General features: G+C 63.3%; 11 protein-coding genes and 2 pseudogenes. 7 read left to right on the top strand and 6 right to left on the bottom strand.

Going from position 1 to position 14,292, the window contains the following annotated elements; translation table 11 throughout:
• Positions 1–356: 356 nt before the first annotated feature.
• Both ASF63_RS18960 and ASF63_RS18680 read right to left on the bottom strand, forming a co-directional pair.
• Positions 357–977 (bottom strand): annotated as a pseudogene (locus ASF63_RS18960) (NAD(P)-dependent oxidoreductase).
• 52 nt (positions 978–1,029) lie between these two features.
• Positions 1,030–1,515, bottom strand: coding sequence for a MarR family winged helix-turn-helix transcriptional regulator (locus ASF63_RS18680; RefSeq protein WP_082478381.1), 486 nt, complete (start codon positions 1,513–1,515; stop codon positions 1,030–1,032).
• Positions 1,516–1,556: 41 nt separating this feature from the next.
• On the opposite strand from ASF63_RS18680, the pseudogene ASF63_RS19695 reads away from it, so the two are divergent.
• Together ASF63_RS19695 and ASF63_RS19250 are read left to right on the top strand one after the other, a co-directional pair.
• Positions 1,557–1,859 (top strand): annotated as a pseudogene (locus tag ASF63_RS19695) (NAD(P)H-binding protein); the annotation flags it as partial.
• Positions 1,860–1,884: 25 nt separating this feature from the next.
• Positions 1,885–2,259 carry an NmrA family NAD(P)-binding protein gene (locus ASF63_RS19250; protein WP_056517788.1) on the top strand — a complete coding sequence of 125 codons (375 nt, stop codon included), beginning with the start codon at positions 1,885–1,887 and terminating at the stop codon, positions 2,257–2,259.
• A gap of 1,240 nt (positions 2,260–3,499) precedes the next feature.
• Here the strand turns inward: ASF63_RS19250 and ASF63_RS19690 are convergent.
• From ASF63_RS19690 to ASF63_RS19200, 4 genes are all read right to left on the bottom strand, one after another.
• The gene (locus ASF63_RS19690) at positions 3,500–4,417 is read right to left on the bottom strand and encodes a sigma-70 family RNA polymerase sigma factor (protein ID WP_082478375.1); all 918 of its coding nucleotides are present in this window, start codon (positions 4,415–4,417) and stop codon (positions 3,500–3,502) included.
• A 27-nt stretch (positions 4,418–4,444) separates the two neighbouring features.
• Positions 4,445–7,564, bottom strand: coding sequence for a hypothetical protein (locus ASF63_RS18660; protein ID WP_056517780.1), 3,120 nt, complete (start codon positions 7,562–7,564; stop codon positions 4,445–4,447).
• Positions 7,565–7,950: 386 nt separating this feature from the next.
• Complete coding sequence (locus ASF63_RS18655; protein ID WP_056517777.1) at positions 7,951–8,238, bottom strand: hypothetical protein; 288 nt, start codon at positions 8,236–8,238, stop codon at positions 7,951–7,953.
• A 72-nt stretch (positions 8,239–8,310) separates the two neighbouring features.
• Positions 8,311–8,619, bottom strand: coding sequence for a hypothetical protein (locus ASF63_RS19200; protein WP_157534447.1), 309 nt, complete (start codon positions 8,617–8,619; stop codon positions 8,311–8,313).
• 118 nt (positions 8,620–8,737) lie between these two features.
• Between ASF63_RS19200 and ASF63_RS18645 the strand changes: the two genes are divergently transcribed.
• The 5 genes from ASF63_RS18645 to ASF63_RS18625 all read left to right on the top strand — a co-directional run bounded on the left by ASF63_RS18645 (position 8,738) and on the right by ASF63_RS18625 (position 14,137).
• Positions 8,738–9,817, top strand: coding sequence for a LacI family DNA-binding transcriptional regulator (locus ASF63_RS18645; RefSeq protein ID WP_082478373.1), 1,080 nt, complete (start codon positions 8,738–8,740; stop codon positions 9,815–9,817).
• Positions 9,818–10,050: 233 nt separating this feature from the next.
• Positions 10,051–11,202 carry an ABC transporter substrate-binding protein gene (locus ASF63_RS18640; RefSeq protein ID WP_235560866.1) on the top strand — a complete coding sequence of 384 codons (1,152 nt, stop codon included), beginning with the start codon at positions 10,051–10,053 and terminating at the stop codon, positions 11,200–11,202.
• Positions 11,203–11,373: 171 nt separating this feature from the next.
• Complete coding sequence (locus ASF63_RS18635) at positions 11,374–12,192, top strand: sugar ABC transporter permease (RefSeq protein ID WP_321163167.1); 819 nt, start codon at positions 11,374–11,376, stop codon at positions 12,190–12,192.
• Positions 12,189–13,130, top strand: a complete 942-nt coding sequence (locus ASF63_RS18630) for a carbohydrate ABC transporter permease (RefSeq protein WP_082478372.1) — start codon at positions 12,189–12,191, stop codon at positions 13,128–13,130. The genes ASF63_RS18635 and ASF63_RS18630 overlap by 4 nt, the downstream gene beginning before the upstream one ends.
• A gap of 26 nt (positions 13,131–13,156) precedes the next feature.
• Complete coding sequence (locus ASF63_RS18625) at positions 13,157–14,137, top strand: hydroxyacid dehydrogenase (protein WP_157534446.1); 981 nt, start codon at positions 13,157–13,159, stop codon at positions 14,135–14,137.
• Positions 14,138–14,292: the final 155 nt, after the last annotated feature.

Below are 14,292 nucleotides of genomic sequence, written 5' to 3'. Positions count from 1 at the left end.
GTCCATGGTGATCACGGTGATCCGCCGCCGCACGGTCTAAGCCTCACCACGCCACAAGGGTGGGTGTCTCGCCATGGCGAGACACCCACCCTTATCTATGTGACCGGGCGAGGATCCATCCCGTCGTTGTTGCTCAGGATGGGTTCGCCCGCAGTGGATTCCCGCTTCGACCCGTCGGCACGGGACTCGACAAGATGCTCAAGGCATCACCTCGTTCGAAAGCTATCTGATCCCCCGATCCCGGATTCTGACGCTGGTCATGCCGATGGGCGTCATCGCGGCGACAGGACTGACGCTCCTCATCTCCCTCATCGTCCGTAGTGACGGTTCGTTGCTAGTGGCGTACGGCTCCGGTGTTATCTTTGGAATCTTCGGGGTTGTCTCCGCAGTCGCGGTGTCTTCGTCCTGCTACCGGTTGCTGACGAACGGCGCACTGCGGGAGTAAACCCTGTTCGGGTGGCATCAGCGATGAATCGGGCGAGGTTGCCTCGGCTGAGTGAGGTGCGGCGGCCCGACACGTGAGCGTCGTGGTCGACCTCGCTCGGCGGGCCGTCCACGAGGCGTGGAACCCGCACGAGCGTCCAATCGAGACTGCTTCGCTGCCAGATGTCGTGTTCGGCGATCTTGTCGTTCGCGAGCTCTCCGCCGAAAGTGTTGAGCAGCCAGGAGATGACTTCGTCGCGGCTGCGTTTACGATCGCCGGGCAGCGTGAGGCCCGCGACGCTGATCCCGACATAGCGGGGAACATGCATCTCTGCCATTGCCCTGGTCAGCATCGCGGCGGTGTCTCGCAGGAGGGTGGTGTCCTAGCCCACGGGCCCGAGGGCGGATGCAACGGCGACGGCGCCTGCGAGCGCTGGGGCGACACTCGTCGCATCGCGGAGGTCGCCCACCACCATGGCGGTACGGCCCTCGAATGCTCTGGCCTTGGCGGGGTCGCGGACAAGCATGGTGACCTCGTGGCCGTCGGCGAGCAGGTCGGAACCAGCAGACGTCCGGTGCGGCCGGTTCCGCCGAGCACGGTGATTTTCATCGGTGTTCTCCCTCGGGGGCGTGAAGCGGTTTCGGGCGTGGCGGGCGCGCGGAGACGGATGCCGCGAACCGGGTGAGCAGGCCCTCGAAGGAGGCGATCTCGTCGACCGTCCAGTCGGCGAGAAGATGCTCGAGGTAGTCGCGCCGGAACGCGAGGGAGTGCTCGCGGAGGTCGAGTCCGGCATCCGTGAGGGTGAGTGTGCGGCGACGTGCGTCGTCGCGAGAGGGTGCCTTCTGCAGGTAGCCCCCGGCGACGGCACGGTCGCACAGACGGCTGGCCGTCGCAGCGGCAACACTCAAGAGATCCGCCACCTCGGCGACCGTGAGGCTGCCGTCCGCTTCTCCCACGAGGTGGGCGACAAGGACCGAGGAGAGGTCCACCGCGGATGCTGCGCCTTCGGCGGCACGGCCAGACGTGGTCGGCGACCACAACCGGCGCATCTCGATCAGCGCCGCGTCCAGTCTGGTGAGCACATCTGACATGCCTGTATTATACAGAGATAAGCGTCCATGAGCGTCCCGCGGTGTTCGTCACGGGTGCCCCAGGTTCGGTCGGGTCGGCCGTCGTCGCGCACCTGCTTGAGCGTGGTGAGCGCGTGATCGCGGCCGTTCGCACAGCGGAGGATGCCGCGAGGCTGCAGGCCGGTGCCGAGGCGCGCGTGTTCGAGTTCAATGCCGACCCCGAGGCGATGATCGAGGGGCTCGCGGAGTGCGATCGCCTCTTCCCTCTGCGCCCACCGCCCATCGAAGACGTCGAGAGCTATCTCTTCCCCCTCATCGATGCAGCCATGCGGCGGGCTGTGCGACAGATCGTGTTCCTCCTCACTGCAGGGGGTCGAGCACAACAGGCGAGTGCCTCACTATCGGGTCGAGAAGTATCTCGAGGCCGTCGGCGCCCCGTTCACGTTCCTGCGACCGAACTTCTTCATGCAGAACCTGTCGACCACGTACCGCGAGGACATCCGCGACCGCGATGAGATCTATCTGCCCGCGGGCCGTGCCTTCAGAACCATCCGCTACGCGCGTCCAAGTGAAGACGACTACCTCGCCCGCATCGCCGCGAACGGCGCACCGGGCGACTACGTCGCGATGCAGCGGATGATCTACCGCGTCGTGCGCTTCAATATCTCCGCGTTCCAGAACCGCTCTGTCCGGAGGCTCACAGGTCGGCCTGCGAGGCGCTTCCGTGAGTTCGCCGAACGGGAGCGCGCAGCCTGGGAACGCTGACTTCCCTGACGTCTCGACGTTGCACCTTGCCTCATCGCAGACCTTCTGCCACGAATAGTGCAAGGCGGAGCGCCCCGCGGACCGTGCAGCAGCTGTGGGGGAGTGGCGGGTGGTGGTCGAGCAGCAGGTGTGGTGAACGGCGTAAGGAACGTCGAGGAGTCTCGTCTCATCTATGGGGCTCTACTCGGATGCGGCGACGCCCTGGAGCCCCAGCCGGTCTCTGGCGTGTCGAATCAGCGGGTTGAGCTCAGGGGAGAAGTTGAACGTGGAGGGTATCGTGCAGGTCCAACCGACGTTTATGGTTGTCGATCGTGTCAGGAAGAGCAAGACATCGCGGAAGGGTCGTGCGCGGGCTCGCGCCGCGTTGGCGATCGTGATCCGTGACTTTCGGACGGTGTGGCCATTGATGGGTCCGGTGGACGTTGTTGCCACAGGAACCTATGCGGGGCGCCCGGTGATCACCGTCACCGTGGGTGCACNCTATCTCTCGCGGATGCTCGATGAAGACGACCGTGACTTTCGGACGGTGTGGCCATTGATGGGTCCGGTGGACGTTGTTGCCACAGGAACCTATGCGGGGCGCCCGGTGATCACCGTCACCGTGGGTGCACACAACTATGTCGTGGATAACGGCGCGCATGCCCACCTCGTCGTGCGACTCCTTCAGGTCGTCGCGACCGGGAGAACAACCAGTGGCCGACTATCCCGGGTATTGGTGCACTCACTGCCGAGGTTAAGCATGGGTGTGGGGTCTGGGTGATGCCCGGCGGGGTTGAGTTCTGCGAGATCGGCCATATCTTCGCGGAGGTGACGTGAGCGATCTCAGCCGCCACGTCCCGTCGAGAGAACACCACCTGGGGCTACTGGGTCCCCGTCGTGGTGTTCTTCCTCGGNTCGGCCGTCGCGGGTGCCGCGTCGGTGTGGGCGCTCGCTGACTCACTGCCGAGGTTAAGCATGGGTGTGGGGTCTGGGTGATGCCCGGCGGGGTTGAGTTCTGCGAGATCGGCCATATCTTCGCGGAGGTGACGTGAGCGATCTCAGCCGCCACGTCCCGTCGAGAGAAATCCCCCGATCGACGCACCCCGCACCCGCTGAGGTGCCGTGCAGCTCGGCACAGTCATCGTGCAGGCACGGTCTGCTGCATAGGAACTCATCACCGCCCTAGGGGGTATCCGCGCCGCCCGCGTAGCGATCATGATGTCCCGGTTGGAGTGTCTGCGAGACGGAGGCAATTCCACGGTCATGAATCGAGTGTCTGGGTCGTCGCGCGGTGCTGAGCGGGGCTGTCCGGTGCGAGCAGAACGAGCGCCCCGTCCGCGACTCGAGATGCGTTTGTCAGTCGGGTCTCACACCAACGGCGAATTTCACGTTCAGCGGCTGCTCGACTTCCGTACGCCAACGCGAGGTCCATCCAGACCTCCAAGCAACGGCCGCACTTGACGAGCCGCGTTTGACCATGGCCCGACGACGCGCATTGCTCTGCGAGCACGTCAAGGAGCGCTTCGGACAGAGATCGACGAGCGCGTTGGGCAAGTGACGAGAGGGCGGGAGCGGCACGACCGAACTCTTCGATAAGTTCCCGAGGCTTACTTCCATCGACGACTGTCCTCAGCAGGTAGCGTCTGTGAAGGCCAGAAATCCGCGCCAACGCGCGGGATACCAGTGCCTGTTCGTTCATCTCGGCCGGCAGGTACGGTGCGGGGGCTGAGTGTTGGTTGTCAAGGGCCGGCGACCAGGCAACGTTGTAGCTACGCGGAGCGCGGGACTCATCGATGATTCGGTTGCGCATGGAGGCGACAAGGTACGAGCGCATACCGGCAGGTGACACTGCATCTGCGCACGAATCAAGACAACGAAGGATCGCCTCCGAGACGAGGTCCTCGTGGTCCACGTGGACCCTCGTGCCGTAGACCAGCCATCGCGCGACTCGGGCGAGTTGATCCCGATTCTCGGCGTAGAAGCGTTCGACCTGACGAAAGTGTTCTCGTTTTCGCTTGGTCTCCGACGAGGAAGTTCTGTTCTCCGCCGTAGGGTTACGTCGGATCGCCGTCGCTTGACCCAGGCCGGCTTCGTGATCTATCACTGTCTCAACCCACAAGGGACACGGTGCTAGCCAGCAATACGCTGGGGTGGTAGCACCAGCGGGACGAACGAGCATGCCGGATGGTCCAGGTCGTATCCGCCCTCACAGCCCGGGTAGCCCGGCGGGAGTGGTCGTGTCGAGTGCATCAAAATCGATGAGGCGGCCGTCGATGACAAGGCCGTTCGAGGCGGAGACTGCGCTCAAGGGTCCCGTAGGGGATGTTGCGAGGACGATCTCGAACTCCGCTGAGGTACCCGTGCGGCTCAGCCGGAGAGTTCCATCGATGACTTGGGCGGTGATTCCCGTGCGGTTGTGAACGAAACCTGACAGAACAGTTCCGTTGGGGCTGGCGAAGGTGAAGTAGGGCTGCTCTTCGGTCGCGTTCTCGTTCACGGTGACTGTCACACCAGCCTCGGGGCGGAGCTGCCAGTCCCACCGGTGGGAGTCGGCGTCTTGGAAGGTGTCCTTGATCACAACGATCGCGTCCACGGCACCTTCGGAGTTGAGGTCCACGACTTCTTCGCGGAGGGCGGTGTCGACTTGGAAGTTTCCGGAGCCGTCGAGGCGGAGGTAGCCGCCTCCCTGGTCCGGAAATGCGCGGGACTCCAGAGTTTCCCCGGCACCCGTCATGGTTTCGTATTGGTTGCGATACGGTTCGAGCTTGCCATCCACCAGCGGCTTACTCCAGAGCAATGGTTCGGTCCAGTGCTTTCCTCCGAGCGTCGCCCAAGTGGTGTCGTGGCTCATCCAGGACAGGGAGAAAGTTTCAGCGCTGGACCACCCGCGATGCTGCTGGTTGCGACTCGCTGTTGCGATGAGTGTGTCATCACGGTTGGCATAGCCGGAGCGGAATACGTAGAACCCTTCCTCGTCATCAAGGAGCGCAGAATGTGCTTCCGCCGCGGAAAGATCCGCGGCTGTCCCGCTCGCTGATTCCGGGTAGAAGAGCATGGCCCAAACCCCGTGGGTGTCATCGAAGGTGTGCCCGTCGGAGGCGACTCCCTGGACTCGGTCGTACAGGTGCTTGAGGCCCGGGGCGGCGTTAGGCGGCGAGATCGGGAACAGCAAGGGAAATATGCCGGCGGTCTTTCCCTTTGGTCCGGAAACTCCAAATTGGAGCGCATCTCCTTCGCTGCGGGACGAGACAACGTGCAACGCGAGGTTCCAGAACTTCGGACGCTGTAGCTGAGTATCGAGGGTCCGGATGCCAGTGTCCTGGGCAAGGTAGATGGAAGGCAGCATGTACAGCATGGTGTACTGGAAGTAGTCCCAGCCTTCTTGGGTGAACCCGCTATTGGTGTATGCCTGCTCGAGGTGTTGATTGGTCTGGTCGAGGAGGAACGCGACCCGCTGGTCGTAGTTTGGGACGCCTGTGTCTCCCCGAGCGGCCAGGAGAAGTGCCAACTCGGTGGATCGGACGACGCCCACCCAGTTGCTCGTCTTGACCGTGTCGTCTAGTGCGTCGTGGTGGTACGTCGATAGCAGGTCAGCGGTTTTGATGATGAGGTCGACCACATGTGCGCGTTGCTCGGCGTTCCACCCGTTGTAAGCCCAGTCGTATGCGGGGGCGAGCAGAAGAGCCGCCCGTGCCAGCTCGAGGCCCATGTTGCTACTGCGAGGGGCGATAAAGCCCTCCGCCGCGACGATGCCGTCATAGGCTTGCTGCGCGTACTGCTGGTTCCCGGAGGCCGCGTAGAGGAACGCGGCGTCTCGGGCACGATACAAACCCGCACTTCCGTTTGATGCGTACGCGGAGTCGGGTCCCGCGACGCGATCGACAGTCGCCTGCCAGGCGGCGCTGGTCGTCGCATCGCCTGCTGCCAGCTGCTGATTCACGCGAGCGATCGTGCCGGTGTCCACGAGGGCGCGCGGGTGGGCGGTTGCACCGACTTGTGCGGTCGACAGCACCTGGCTCCCGGATCGCAGGAGGACTTCGTCTCCTGGGTTGCCCGATAGCTGGATGCTGCCCTCGTAGCCTTGGATCGTTTGGGGGCTGCGTGCGCCGACCTGAACGGTCAGGTTGCCGGGTGCGGCGTTCGCGGCGATCGCCCAGGTCACCCGCGCTTGGCCGCCGTTTGCTTGCTGGGCGGTGAGGATTGTCGACTGAGTCCGATCGGTGAAACTGGCGGGCGTGCTGACCTTTACTGGGGGGCTCGTGGCCAAAACGGTGCCGGTGGCGTCGAGTGCCTGGACCACGTAGGTGTATGTCCGCCCCGGCGCCCCTGTGTCGTCTGCAGTTGTGGGGGCGACAGCCGTGCGCACCAGGGTGGTGGCATCTCCCGCGGGCGCGGTGGTGCCTTCGATCCGATGCACTGCGTAGCGGACAGTATTGGGGACCGCGACGGACCATACCAGTTCGACTGGTCCCGCGGGTGTGGCCGTGGCCGTGAGCGTTCCGGTGGCGGTGTTCTCGACGATCTCCAGTCCGGTGAACCACAGTGTGCCTGCAGAACGGTCCAGCATCGGCTCAACCGAGAGTCGAGTCGTTCCTACCGGAAGGACGATATCGGTGGTGTACGTTTTCCACGCGAAAGTCCCCGTGAGGTACGGCCCCTGTGCCGCCGGCATCGTTAGCTGCCCCGCCGCGTTGTATCCCTGTACCCGAAGCATGCTGAACCCGCCGGACAGGCCTTCGCCTTTCACCGAGCCTCGCAGCCTCAGCTGGCGAGGGGTGGACGAATCCACGGGGATGTTCTGCGTGAGGGCGTAGCGGGCGGAGCTCCCGGAAGTTGAGGTGATCGCCACCGCGGCCTGGCCGCTGGGCCCCCCATGGGGAGAGACGGCCGCCGTGGCTGTACCCGCGGGGTTCCATGCGTTCCAGTACTGGGGGGCACCGCTTGTGGAGGTGTACGTGAAGCTGGGGTTGAGCAGGGCGGGGAGGCCTCCCTCTGCCAGGCCGATGCCGGTGACCCACAGCTTCCCGGCGGCGCGATCCAGCATGGGCTCAACGGTCAAGCGTGTGGCCCCTTCCGGAATCGTCAAGGTGATGGCGTACGGCTGCCAGCCAAAGCTCTCTCGAAGGTACGGGCCGGCGGGTACGGCGGCGACGATCTGATTTGATGCGTTGTAGGCCTGGATTCGAATCATGCTGAACCCTTGCCCCAGGTTCTCGCCCTTCACGTTGGCGGTCACCGTGACGCGGCGAGGCATCGTGTTGTCGAGAGTGAGGCTCTGCGTCAACGCGAGCCGTGCAGTCGCGCCGGAGGTGGAAGCAATCGCCACGGCGGATGAACCGGCTGGGCCCCCCGCGGGCTCCACCGTGATGGTCCCGGTTCCCGCCGGGTTCCAGGTGGCCCAGCCGACTGGTCGACCGGAGCTGTCTACTGTGCTGAAGTTGGGATTGTTGAGAGCTGGGAGCGCGCTTGCGAGCGCTGGTGCAGGGGACACCCAGGCGAGGGCCAGAAGCGTCGCTGTGATGAGGGCGACGGAACGCCGCCTACGGTGTGATCTCACTCGCTCCACGTTGGGCATGGTGGCCTCGGATTCAGTAGGTGAGCCGCCGAAACGGCCACAGCCTCATTGCTGTTGCCGACAGCCTAGATATCCCGCCGCCGTACGAGCCTTGAGTGAACAAATCTGAACGCACGGATCCCGATGCTGCGGTGACCTCAGTCTGGGCTGACCCCATCCAGATGTGTGACAGCCCGACCCATCGCTGCTCGTAGCAATGCCACATGCTCCGCACCGTCGTACGCACGCGGATCGCGCCCCAGGGCGTCGACGACAACGCACGCCCTCCTGTATTCCTTCTGCCAGATCAGGGGACGTGTATGGCCGTCGAAATCATGGCTTGCCAGGACTTCGACCTCGTCATCGATTTCGAGTCCGATGTACCCCTCGTCCTCGACGGCAAACGGCGGTCTCCCCCCCCCGGCCTGTGGAGTGAACGTCGACACGGCCGAACGGTGGATGGGTACTCGCCCCGGGGACCCAAGTTCCGCTTACAAGAGTTCGCCAGAGGGGGTGTCTCAGAGGCTCGCGATCGAGTTGTGGACAGCGAGGATGCCAAGTCCGATTTCCACTCTCGCGGCAAGTCCGGCCACTGATGCCTTCGGCGCTCCGCGGCCCGTGGGGCCGTTGCGCCAGGGGTCGGTCGCGTTTAGGAGGGACAGATCCACATCCTGAAGTCGAGCGAGAGCGCCATCGACGTCCGAGGTCACCTCAACATCGAAGCCCGCACCTCCAACGATGGAAGCCAGAACTCTGGCCGTTGCTGGCAGCGGGTGCCAAGGGTCCGAGTAGTGCCCCGTTCCGTAGGCTACTAATGCGAGCACCATGCCTCTTCCTAGCCGATCGAGAACTCGTCACCCTTGCGGGCATCGCGTTGGCGCTGGACGGTGCCGGAGTCACATCATGTAGTTGCACGGAAGTGTACAAGTACACACAATTGCACACATGATCCGCTCCGAGCGTCAGTCACATATTCTCCACGAGATCGATCTCCGAGGCTCTTTGAGTGTCGCGTCCTTCGCGCAACGCTTCGGTGTCTCCGGAATGACGGTCCGTCGTGACCTTGCGGAGCTGGAATCCCAAGGACTCGTCGAGCGGGTGCATGGGGGGGCGACTCGCCCTCGCGCGAGGGGCGCCGGTACTGCGCGACGCCTTTCTCCTCTCGCCACGATCGGGATGGTTGTCCCTTCCGCGAAGTACTACTTCCCCGACGTCATCAGGGGAGCCCAAGCGGCGTTGCTCGATTCCGGGGCGCGACTGGTGCTCGGCATTTCGGATTATTCGTCGGAGCTTGAACGTGAACAGATCGCACGGCTGATCGGCAACGGTATCGATGGTCTACTCGTCACTCCGAGCCGGTCGATGGCTGCCGACCCTGCCACTTACCTCCTGCTGCAAGAGGCCCCAGTCCCGGTGGTCGTTGTCGAACGTGCAATCGATACGGCGCGTACCCCCCTTCGCCTGAGCGCGGTGCGTAGCGACCATGCCTATGGTGCCGAACTCGCCGTGACTCACCTCGTCGCGAAAGGACATCGCTCGATTGCACTCGCCTGGCGAGACAGTCCGACCGCCCCGCTCGTGCAAGAAGGGTATCGTCGCGGCCTGGATGCTGCCGGCATGCGCAGTGCAGCGATCGAGCTGGAGCTCACCGCGGCAGATGCAGCGGTCGATGAGCTTCGGCGGCGTCTCAATACTCTGTTGGATACATGTCTCACCCATGACGTAGATGCCGTGATCGTGCTGCCGGATGAAGCGGCCATCTCCCTCCTCGATGTCGCAGAGGATCGGCAGGTCAGGGTTCCAGCGGATCTCGTTGTGATGGCCTACGACGACGAGGTGGCCTCCCTCGCCTCGGTCCCGCTCACCGCGATTGCGCCACCGAAGTATGACGTGGGATTTCTCGCTGCGCAGACGTGCCTCGATCGTGTGCTTGCTCGCGCCCGAGGACTACCGTCGCCTGTTTCCGCTCGCGTGGGGTTACTGCCCGCTCTGAGTGAGAGGGAATCCAGTCGCATCCCTCGCTAGTTGTTCATATTTGTTCTGTTGGTTGTTTGAGTGGACATGGTGGCTCAAGAATCAGAAATTCCACGGTCAATGAGGAGTGTGAAATGCGAAAGTCCCTTCGTCCCATCCTGTGCTTGACAACTGCCGCCGTAGTCGCAGCGTCTTTGACGGCATGCAGCAGCCCGGCAGAACCGCCACCTACCGCTTCGAAGCCCGCCACCGGGACTGTCGTGTTCTGGTCATCGCTGTCCAACATGGATCTTGTGGCGGAGGCGTTTAATGACAGCCAGGAGGACATCGAGGTCGTGTTCGAGTCGGTCCCTTCTGGTCCCGACGGCTACGCGAAGTTGTCGACGGCAATTGGTGCCGGGAACGCCCCTGACGTGGCTACGGTGGAGTACTTCGCTTTGCCGGAGTTCGTGACCTCCGATCGCCTGACGCCGCTTGATGGGTACGTGTCGGAGAAGACCATGGACACGTTCAACGAGGCCAGTAGAAACCTCGTCCAGCTCGGTGGGGATACGTGGGCTCTTCCGTACGACGCGCCACCGATGATGGTGTGGTATCGACAGGACCTTCTGGCCGCGGCAGGCGTCGACGTGCCGACCACCTGGGCCGAGTTCGAAGAGGCCGGCGACAAGGTCTTGGCTGCGACGGGCAGCTATCTTGCGTCGTTCAACGCGAATGAATCGAGCTGGTTTGCAGGACTGGCGTGGCAGAACGGTGGCCAGTGGTTCGAGTCCGGCGACGAAAGCTGGAAGGTTGGCATCGACGACAAGGCGAGCCAGGAGGTTGCCGCTCTCTGGCAGCGCATGTTGGCAAACGGGTCGGTGAAGGCGGTCCCTTCCTTCACCGATGAGTGGACTGCGGACATGGTCGACGGTCGGGCGGCCGGGGTGATTGGGGCGAGCTGGTCCGCAAGCTCCATCTACAACCGTGTCAAGGACGCCGGCCAAGAGGGCAAGTGGATTGCCGCCGAGCTGCCCAGCTGGGGAACGGACATCGCCCCGCTATACGGCGGTTCCACCTTTGCCGTGCCTAAGGGGAGCAAGAATCCTGAGGCTGCAGCCAAGTTCATGGAGTTCCTCACCACGGACCCACTGGCGATCGAGGCACGGGGAGACTCCGGATCGGCTTTCCTGGCGGCACCTGAGCTGACAGAGGCGGCGAAGGAGGCTTACGCGACGTCCGACTTCTTCGGCAACGACATCTGGGAGGTGTTTGAAAAGGCATCGGCAGGCGACCCCAACGGCTGGCAGTGGGGCCCCAACTTCGGTGTCACCTCTTCGGCGATGCAGGAGACACTCACTGCTGTGGGGCCCGAGGGGGACCTCGTGTCTGACTTCGACACGGTCCAGCAGAAGACAATCGACGGGCTGAAACAGACGGGCCTGTCTGTCAAATAGCGAAGCCGTATCCGTCCACCACTCAAGAGAACCAGAACAGGGCAAAGTCGAGGCCTCATGTCCACTTCGAAATCATCAACGCGGTCACGTTTCCGCTCGCGCGATCTGGGAGGTGGCGGGCGGACGGCCAGCATCTTCCTCGCGCCGTTCTTTGCCCTGTTCCTTCTCACCATGGTCGCTCCGGTGATCTACTCCGTCGTCTTGAGCGTGTTCGCGACGCGAAAGTCCGGGCTCGGCTTCGGAGGCGCCCCCGAGACGGGCTTCGTGGGGATTGAGAACTACGTCACCGTCCTCGCCTCGGAGTCCTTCCTCGCGGGGTTCGGGCGACTGGCCGTCTACATCCTTCTCTACCTGCCAAGCATGATCGGGGGCGCACTTGTCTTTGCCCTGCTTCTCGACTCCGCCGCCGCGCTCCTCAAACGAACATTCCAGCTTCTGCTGTTCCTGCCCCACGCCGTCCCTGGAGTAATCGCAGCGCTGATATGGACCTACCTCTACACTCCCGGGGTGAGTCCCTTCGTCAAGGCTCTCGAATCCGGCGGCATCACCGTGAACTTCTTCTCGGCAGAACTCGTGCTGCCTGCGATGGTGAACATAGCGGTGTGGGAGTGGACCGGATTCAACGTCATCATCCTGTTCACCGCCTTGCAAGCGGTGTCACGAGAGGTACTCGAGGCTGCTCGAGTGGATGGCGCCGGAGCGCTTCGAACAGCGTTCTCGATCAAGCTGCCGCTCGTCGCTCCTGCCCTCGGGGTCAGTGTTCTGTTCACCAGCATCGGATCACTCCAGCTGTTCACAGAGCCGTCCATCCTTGCGACGGCGTCCAGTGCCGTCACACCCACCTACGTCCCCAACATGTGGGCATATGACGCTGCCTTCAACCGACTGGACCTCCATCAGGCAGCAGCCGCCTCCATCATCATCGCCATCATCGCCGGCGCGGTGTCGTTCTTCATCACCCGCATCAACTCGAAGGGAGCCGGCGCATGAACTCGCTCACCGAAGCCTCGAGGCTCGCCGACACCAGTTCACCCCGCCTCCCAGCGGGAACACGCGCACCGCGACAGCCGCGGCGCCGCGCTGGCGGGAACGAAACGTCACTGACGAGCCGCACGATGGTCACCGCGATCCTGCTGCTCGCCACGTTCTATATGGTGCTCCCCGTGACCTGGCTGTTGTTCGCTTCCACCAAAAACGCCCAACAGCTCTACGGCGGCACCATCTTCGACTTCACGGACTTCTCCCTGCCCCAGAACATCGCGGACATCGCTGCCCGCAGCGACGGCATCTTCTTCGCGTGGATGGGCAACAGCATCCTCTACGCGTCCGTCGGGGCGGTCATCGGCGGCCTCATCTCCGTCGCCGCAGGCTTCGCGTTCGACAAGTACAGGTTTCGAGGGCGAAACAAGCTCTTCGGCTTCGTCTTGGTCGGTGTTCTGATCCCGAACACCGCGACAGTGCTGCCGCTGTACATGCTTTTCGCGCCCCTCGGCCTGACCAACACCATGTGGGCCATTCTGTTGCCTGCGCTCTGCAATCCTTTCAGCGTTTACCTCGCGCGGATCTACAGCCAGGCCTACATCCCGGACGAGACTCTTGAGGCCGCACGCGTTGACGGCGCCGGCCCTATACGAAGCTTCTTCTCTATAGCGCTCCCCATGATCATGCCGGGGTTCATCACTATCGCTCTGTTCCAGTTCGTTGCCGTGTGGAACAACTACATGCTGCCGCTCGTGATGCTCACGTCGGAGCGCCTCTTTCCCGTCTCGCTGGGTATGTCGCTGTGGCAGGGATACACTCGCGCAAACCCCGAGTTTGCCCCGTTGGTTATCACCGGATCGTTGCTCTCGATCCTCCCGCTGATCCTCGCGTTCGTCCTCCTGCAGCGATACTGGCGGGCCGGGATGACCGAAGGCGCTGTCAAATGACGCGGCCATCGACAATCGCACTGGCCATGACAGCAGATGTCGCCGAGGAAATCTTCCCTCCCAGGGAACGCGACACCTTCGCTCCGGAACTCCTCCTCCTTGCTGATGCTCCCCTCGGCTCCTTCGCCGCCGACCGATCACTCAGCATCCTTCGAGAAACCGAAGTGCTCATCACGAGTTGGGGGAGCCCCGTCATCGACGCCACCGTGCTGAACTCGGCCCCCGCGCTGCGGGCCATCGTCCATGCAGGAGGGTCCGTCAAACAACACCTCACAGAAGAAGTCTGGCGCCGGGGAATCATCGTCAGCTCGGCCACGGCAGCGAATGCGCTCCCGGTTGCCGAATACACCCTCGCCATGATCTTGCTTGCCAACAAGGACGTCATCGGTATCTCGCGACATCTGTCCCGCACAGAGGCGTTTGACCCGAGGAAAGATCTCGACCCTCGGATCGGGAACTTTGGCAAGCGCATCGGACTTGTCGGGGCGTCTACGATCGGGCGCCGCGTCATCGACCTGCTGCAGCCGTTCGATCTGGAGGTCGTCGTCGCTGATCCGTACCTGTCAGATGCGGATGCCTCCCTCCTCGGCGTGCAACGCGTATCGCTCGAGGAACTCGCGCGAAGCAGCGACGTCGTGTCCCTGCACGCGCCCGCTCTTCCTAGTACGCACCATCTCTTCAACAGCAAACTGATCCGGACGCTCAAACCCGGAGCAACGCTGATCAACACGGCGCGCGGCTCTCTCGTCGACCAACAAGCACTGACCGACCGGCTCGCCTTCGGCGACATTTCAGCGATCCTCGACGTCACCGACCCGTGGATCCCCGTCTCCGGGGACCGTCTCTACACTTTGCCGAACGTCTTTCTCTCTCCCCATATCGCGGGATCCTTGGGGACAGAGCTGCGCAGGCTGTCGACCACCGCTGTCGCAGAGGCAAAGCGCATCTCCAGCGGACTCACCCCACACCACCCGGTCGGAATAGGTGACCTCGCGAGAATCGCGTGAACTCGCGGAAGTGAGCACCGAATGGGCTCACACCGCGGTTGCGGTCGCGATCCTTGACTTTCGGACGGTGTGGCCATTGATGGGTCCGGTGGACGTTGTTGCCACAGGAACCTATGCGGGGCGCCCGGTGATCACCGTCACCGTGGGTGCACACA

Origin of the sequence: Microbacterium sp. Leaf320, from assembly GCF_001423485.1 — a bacterium.
Taxonomy (GTDB): Bacteria; Actinomycetota; Actinomycetes; order Actinomycetales; family Microbacteriaceae; genus Microbacterium.
This window is presented reverse-complemented; position numbering and strand designations above follow the sequence as displayed.

Bases quoted from the DNA above. Each gene is read 5' to 3' on its own strand.
- ASF63_RS18680 (WP_082478381.1), bottom strand. From the start codon at position 1,515: ATGTCAGATGTGCTCACCAGACTGGACGCGGCGCTGATCGAGATGCGC.
- ASF63_RS19690 (WP_082478375.1), bottom strand. From the start codon at position 4,417: ATGCTCGTTCGTCCCGCTGGTGCTACCACCCCAGCGTATTGCTGGCTA.
- ASF63_RS19200 (WP_157534447.1), bottom strand. From the start codon at position 8,619: ATGGTGCTCGCATTAGTAGCCTACGGAACGGGGCACTACTCGGACCCT.
- ASF63_RS18645 (WP_082478373.1), top strand. From the start codon at position 8,738: ATGATCCGCTCCGAGCGTCAGTCACATATTCTCCACGAGATCGATCTC.
- ASF63_RS18640 (WP_235560866.1), top strand. From the start codon at position 10,051: ATGGATCTTGTGGCGGAGGCGTTTAATGACAGCCAGGAGGACATCGAG.
- ASF63_RS18635 (WP_321163167.1), top strand. From the start codon at position 11,374: ATGGTCGCTCCGGTGATCTACTCCGTCGTCTTGAGCGTGTTCGCGACG.
- ASF63_RS18630 (WP_082478372.1), top strand. From the start codon at position 12,189: ATGAACTCGCTCACCGAAGCCTCGAGGCTCGCCGACACCAGTTCACCC.
- ASF63_RS18625 (WP_157534446.1), top strand. From the start codon at position 13,157: ATGACAGCAGATGTCGCCGAGGAAATCTTCCCTCCCAGGGAACGCGAC.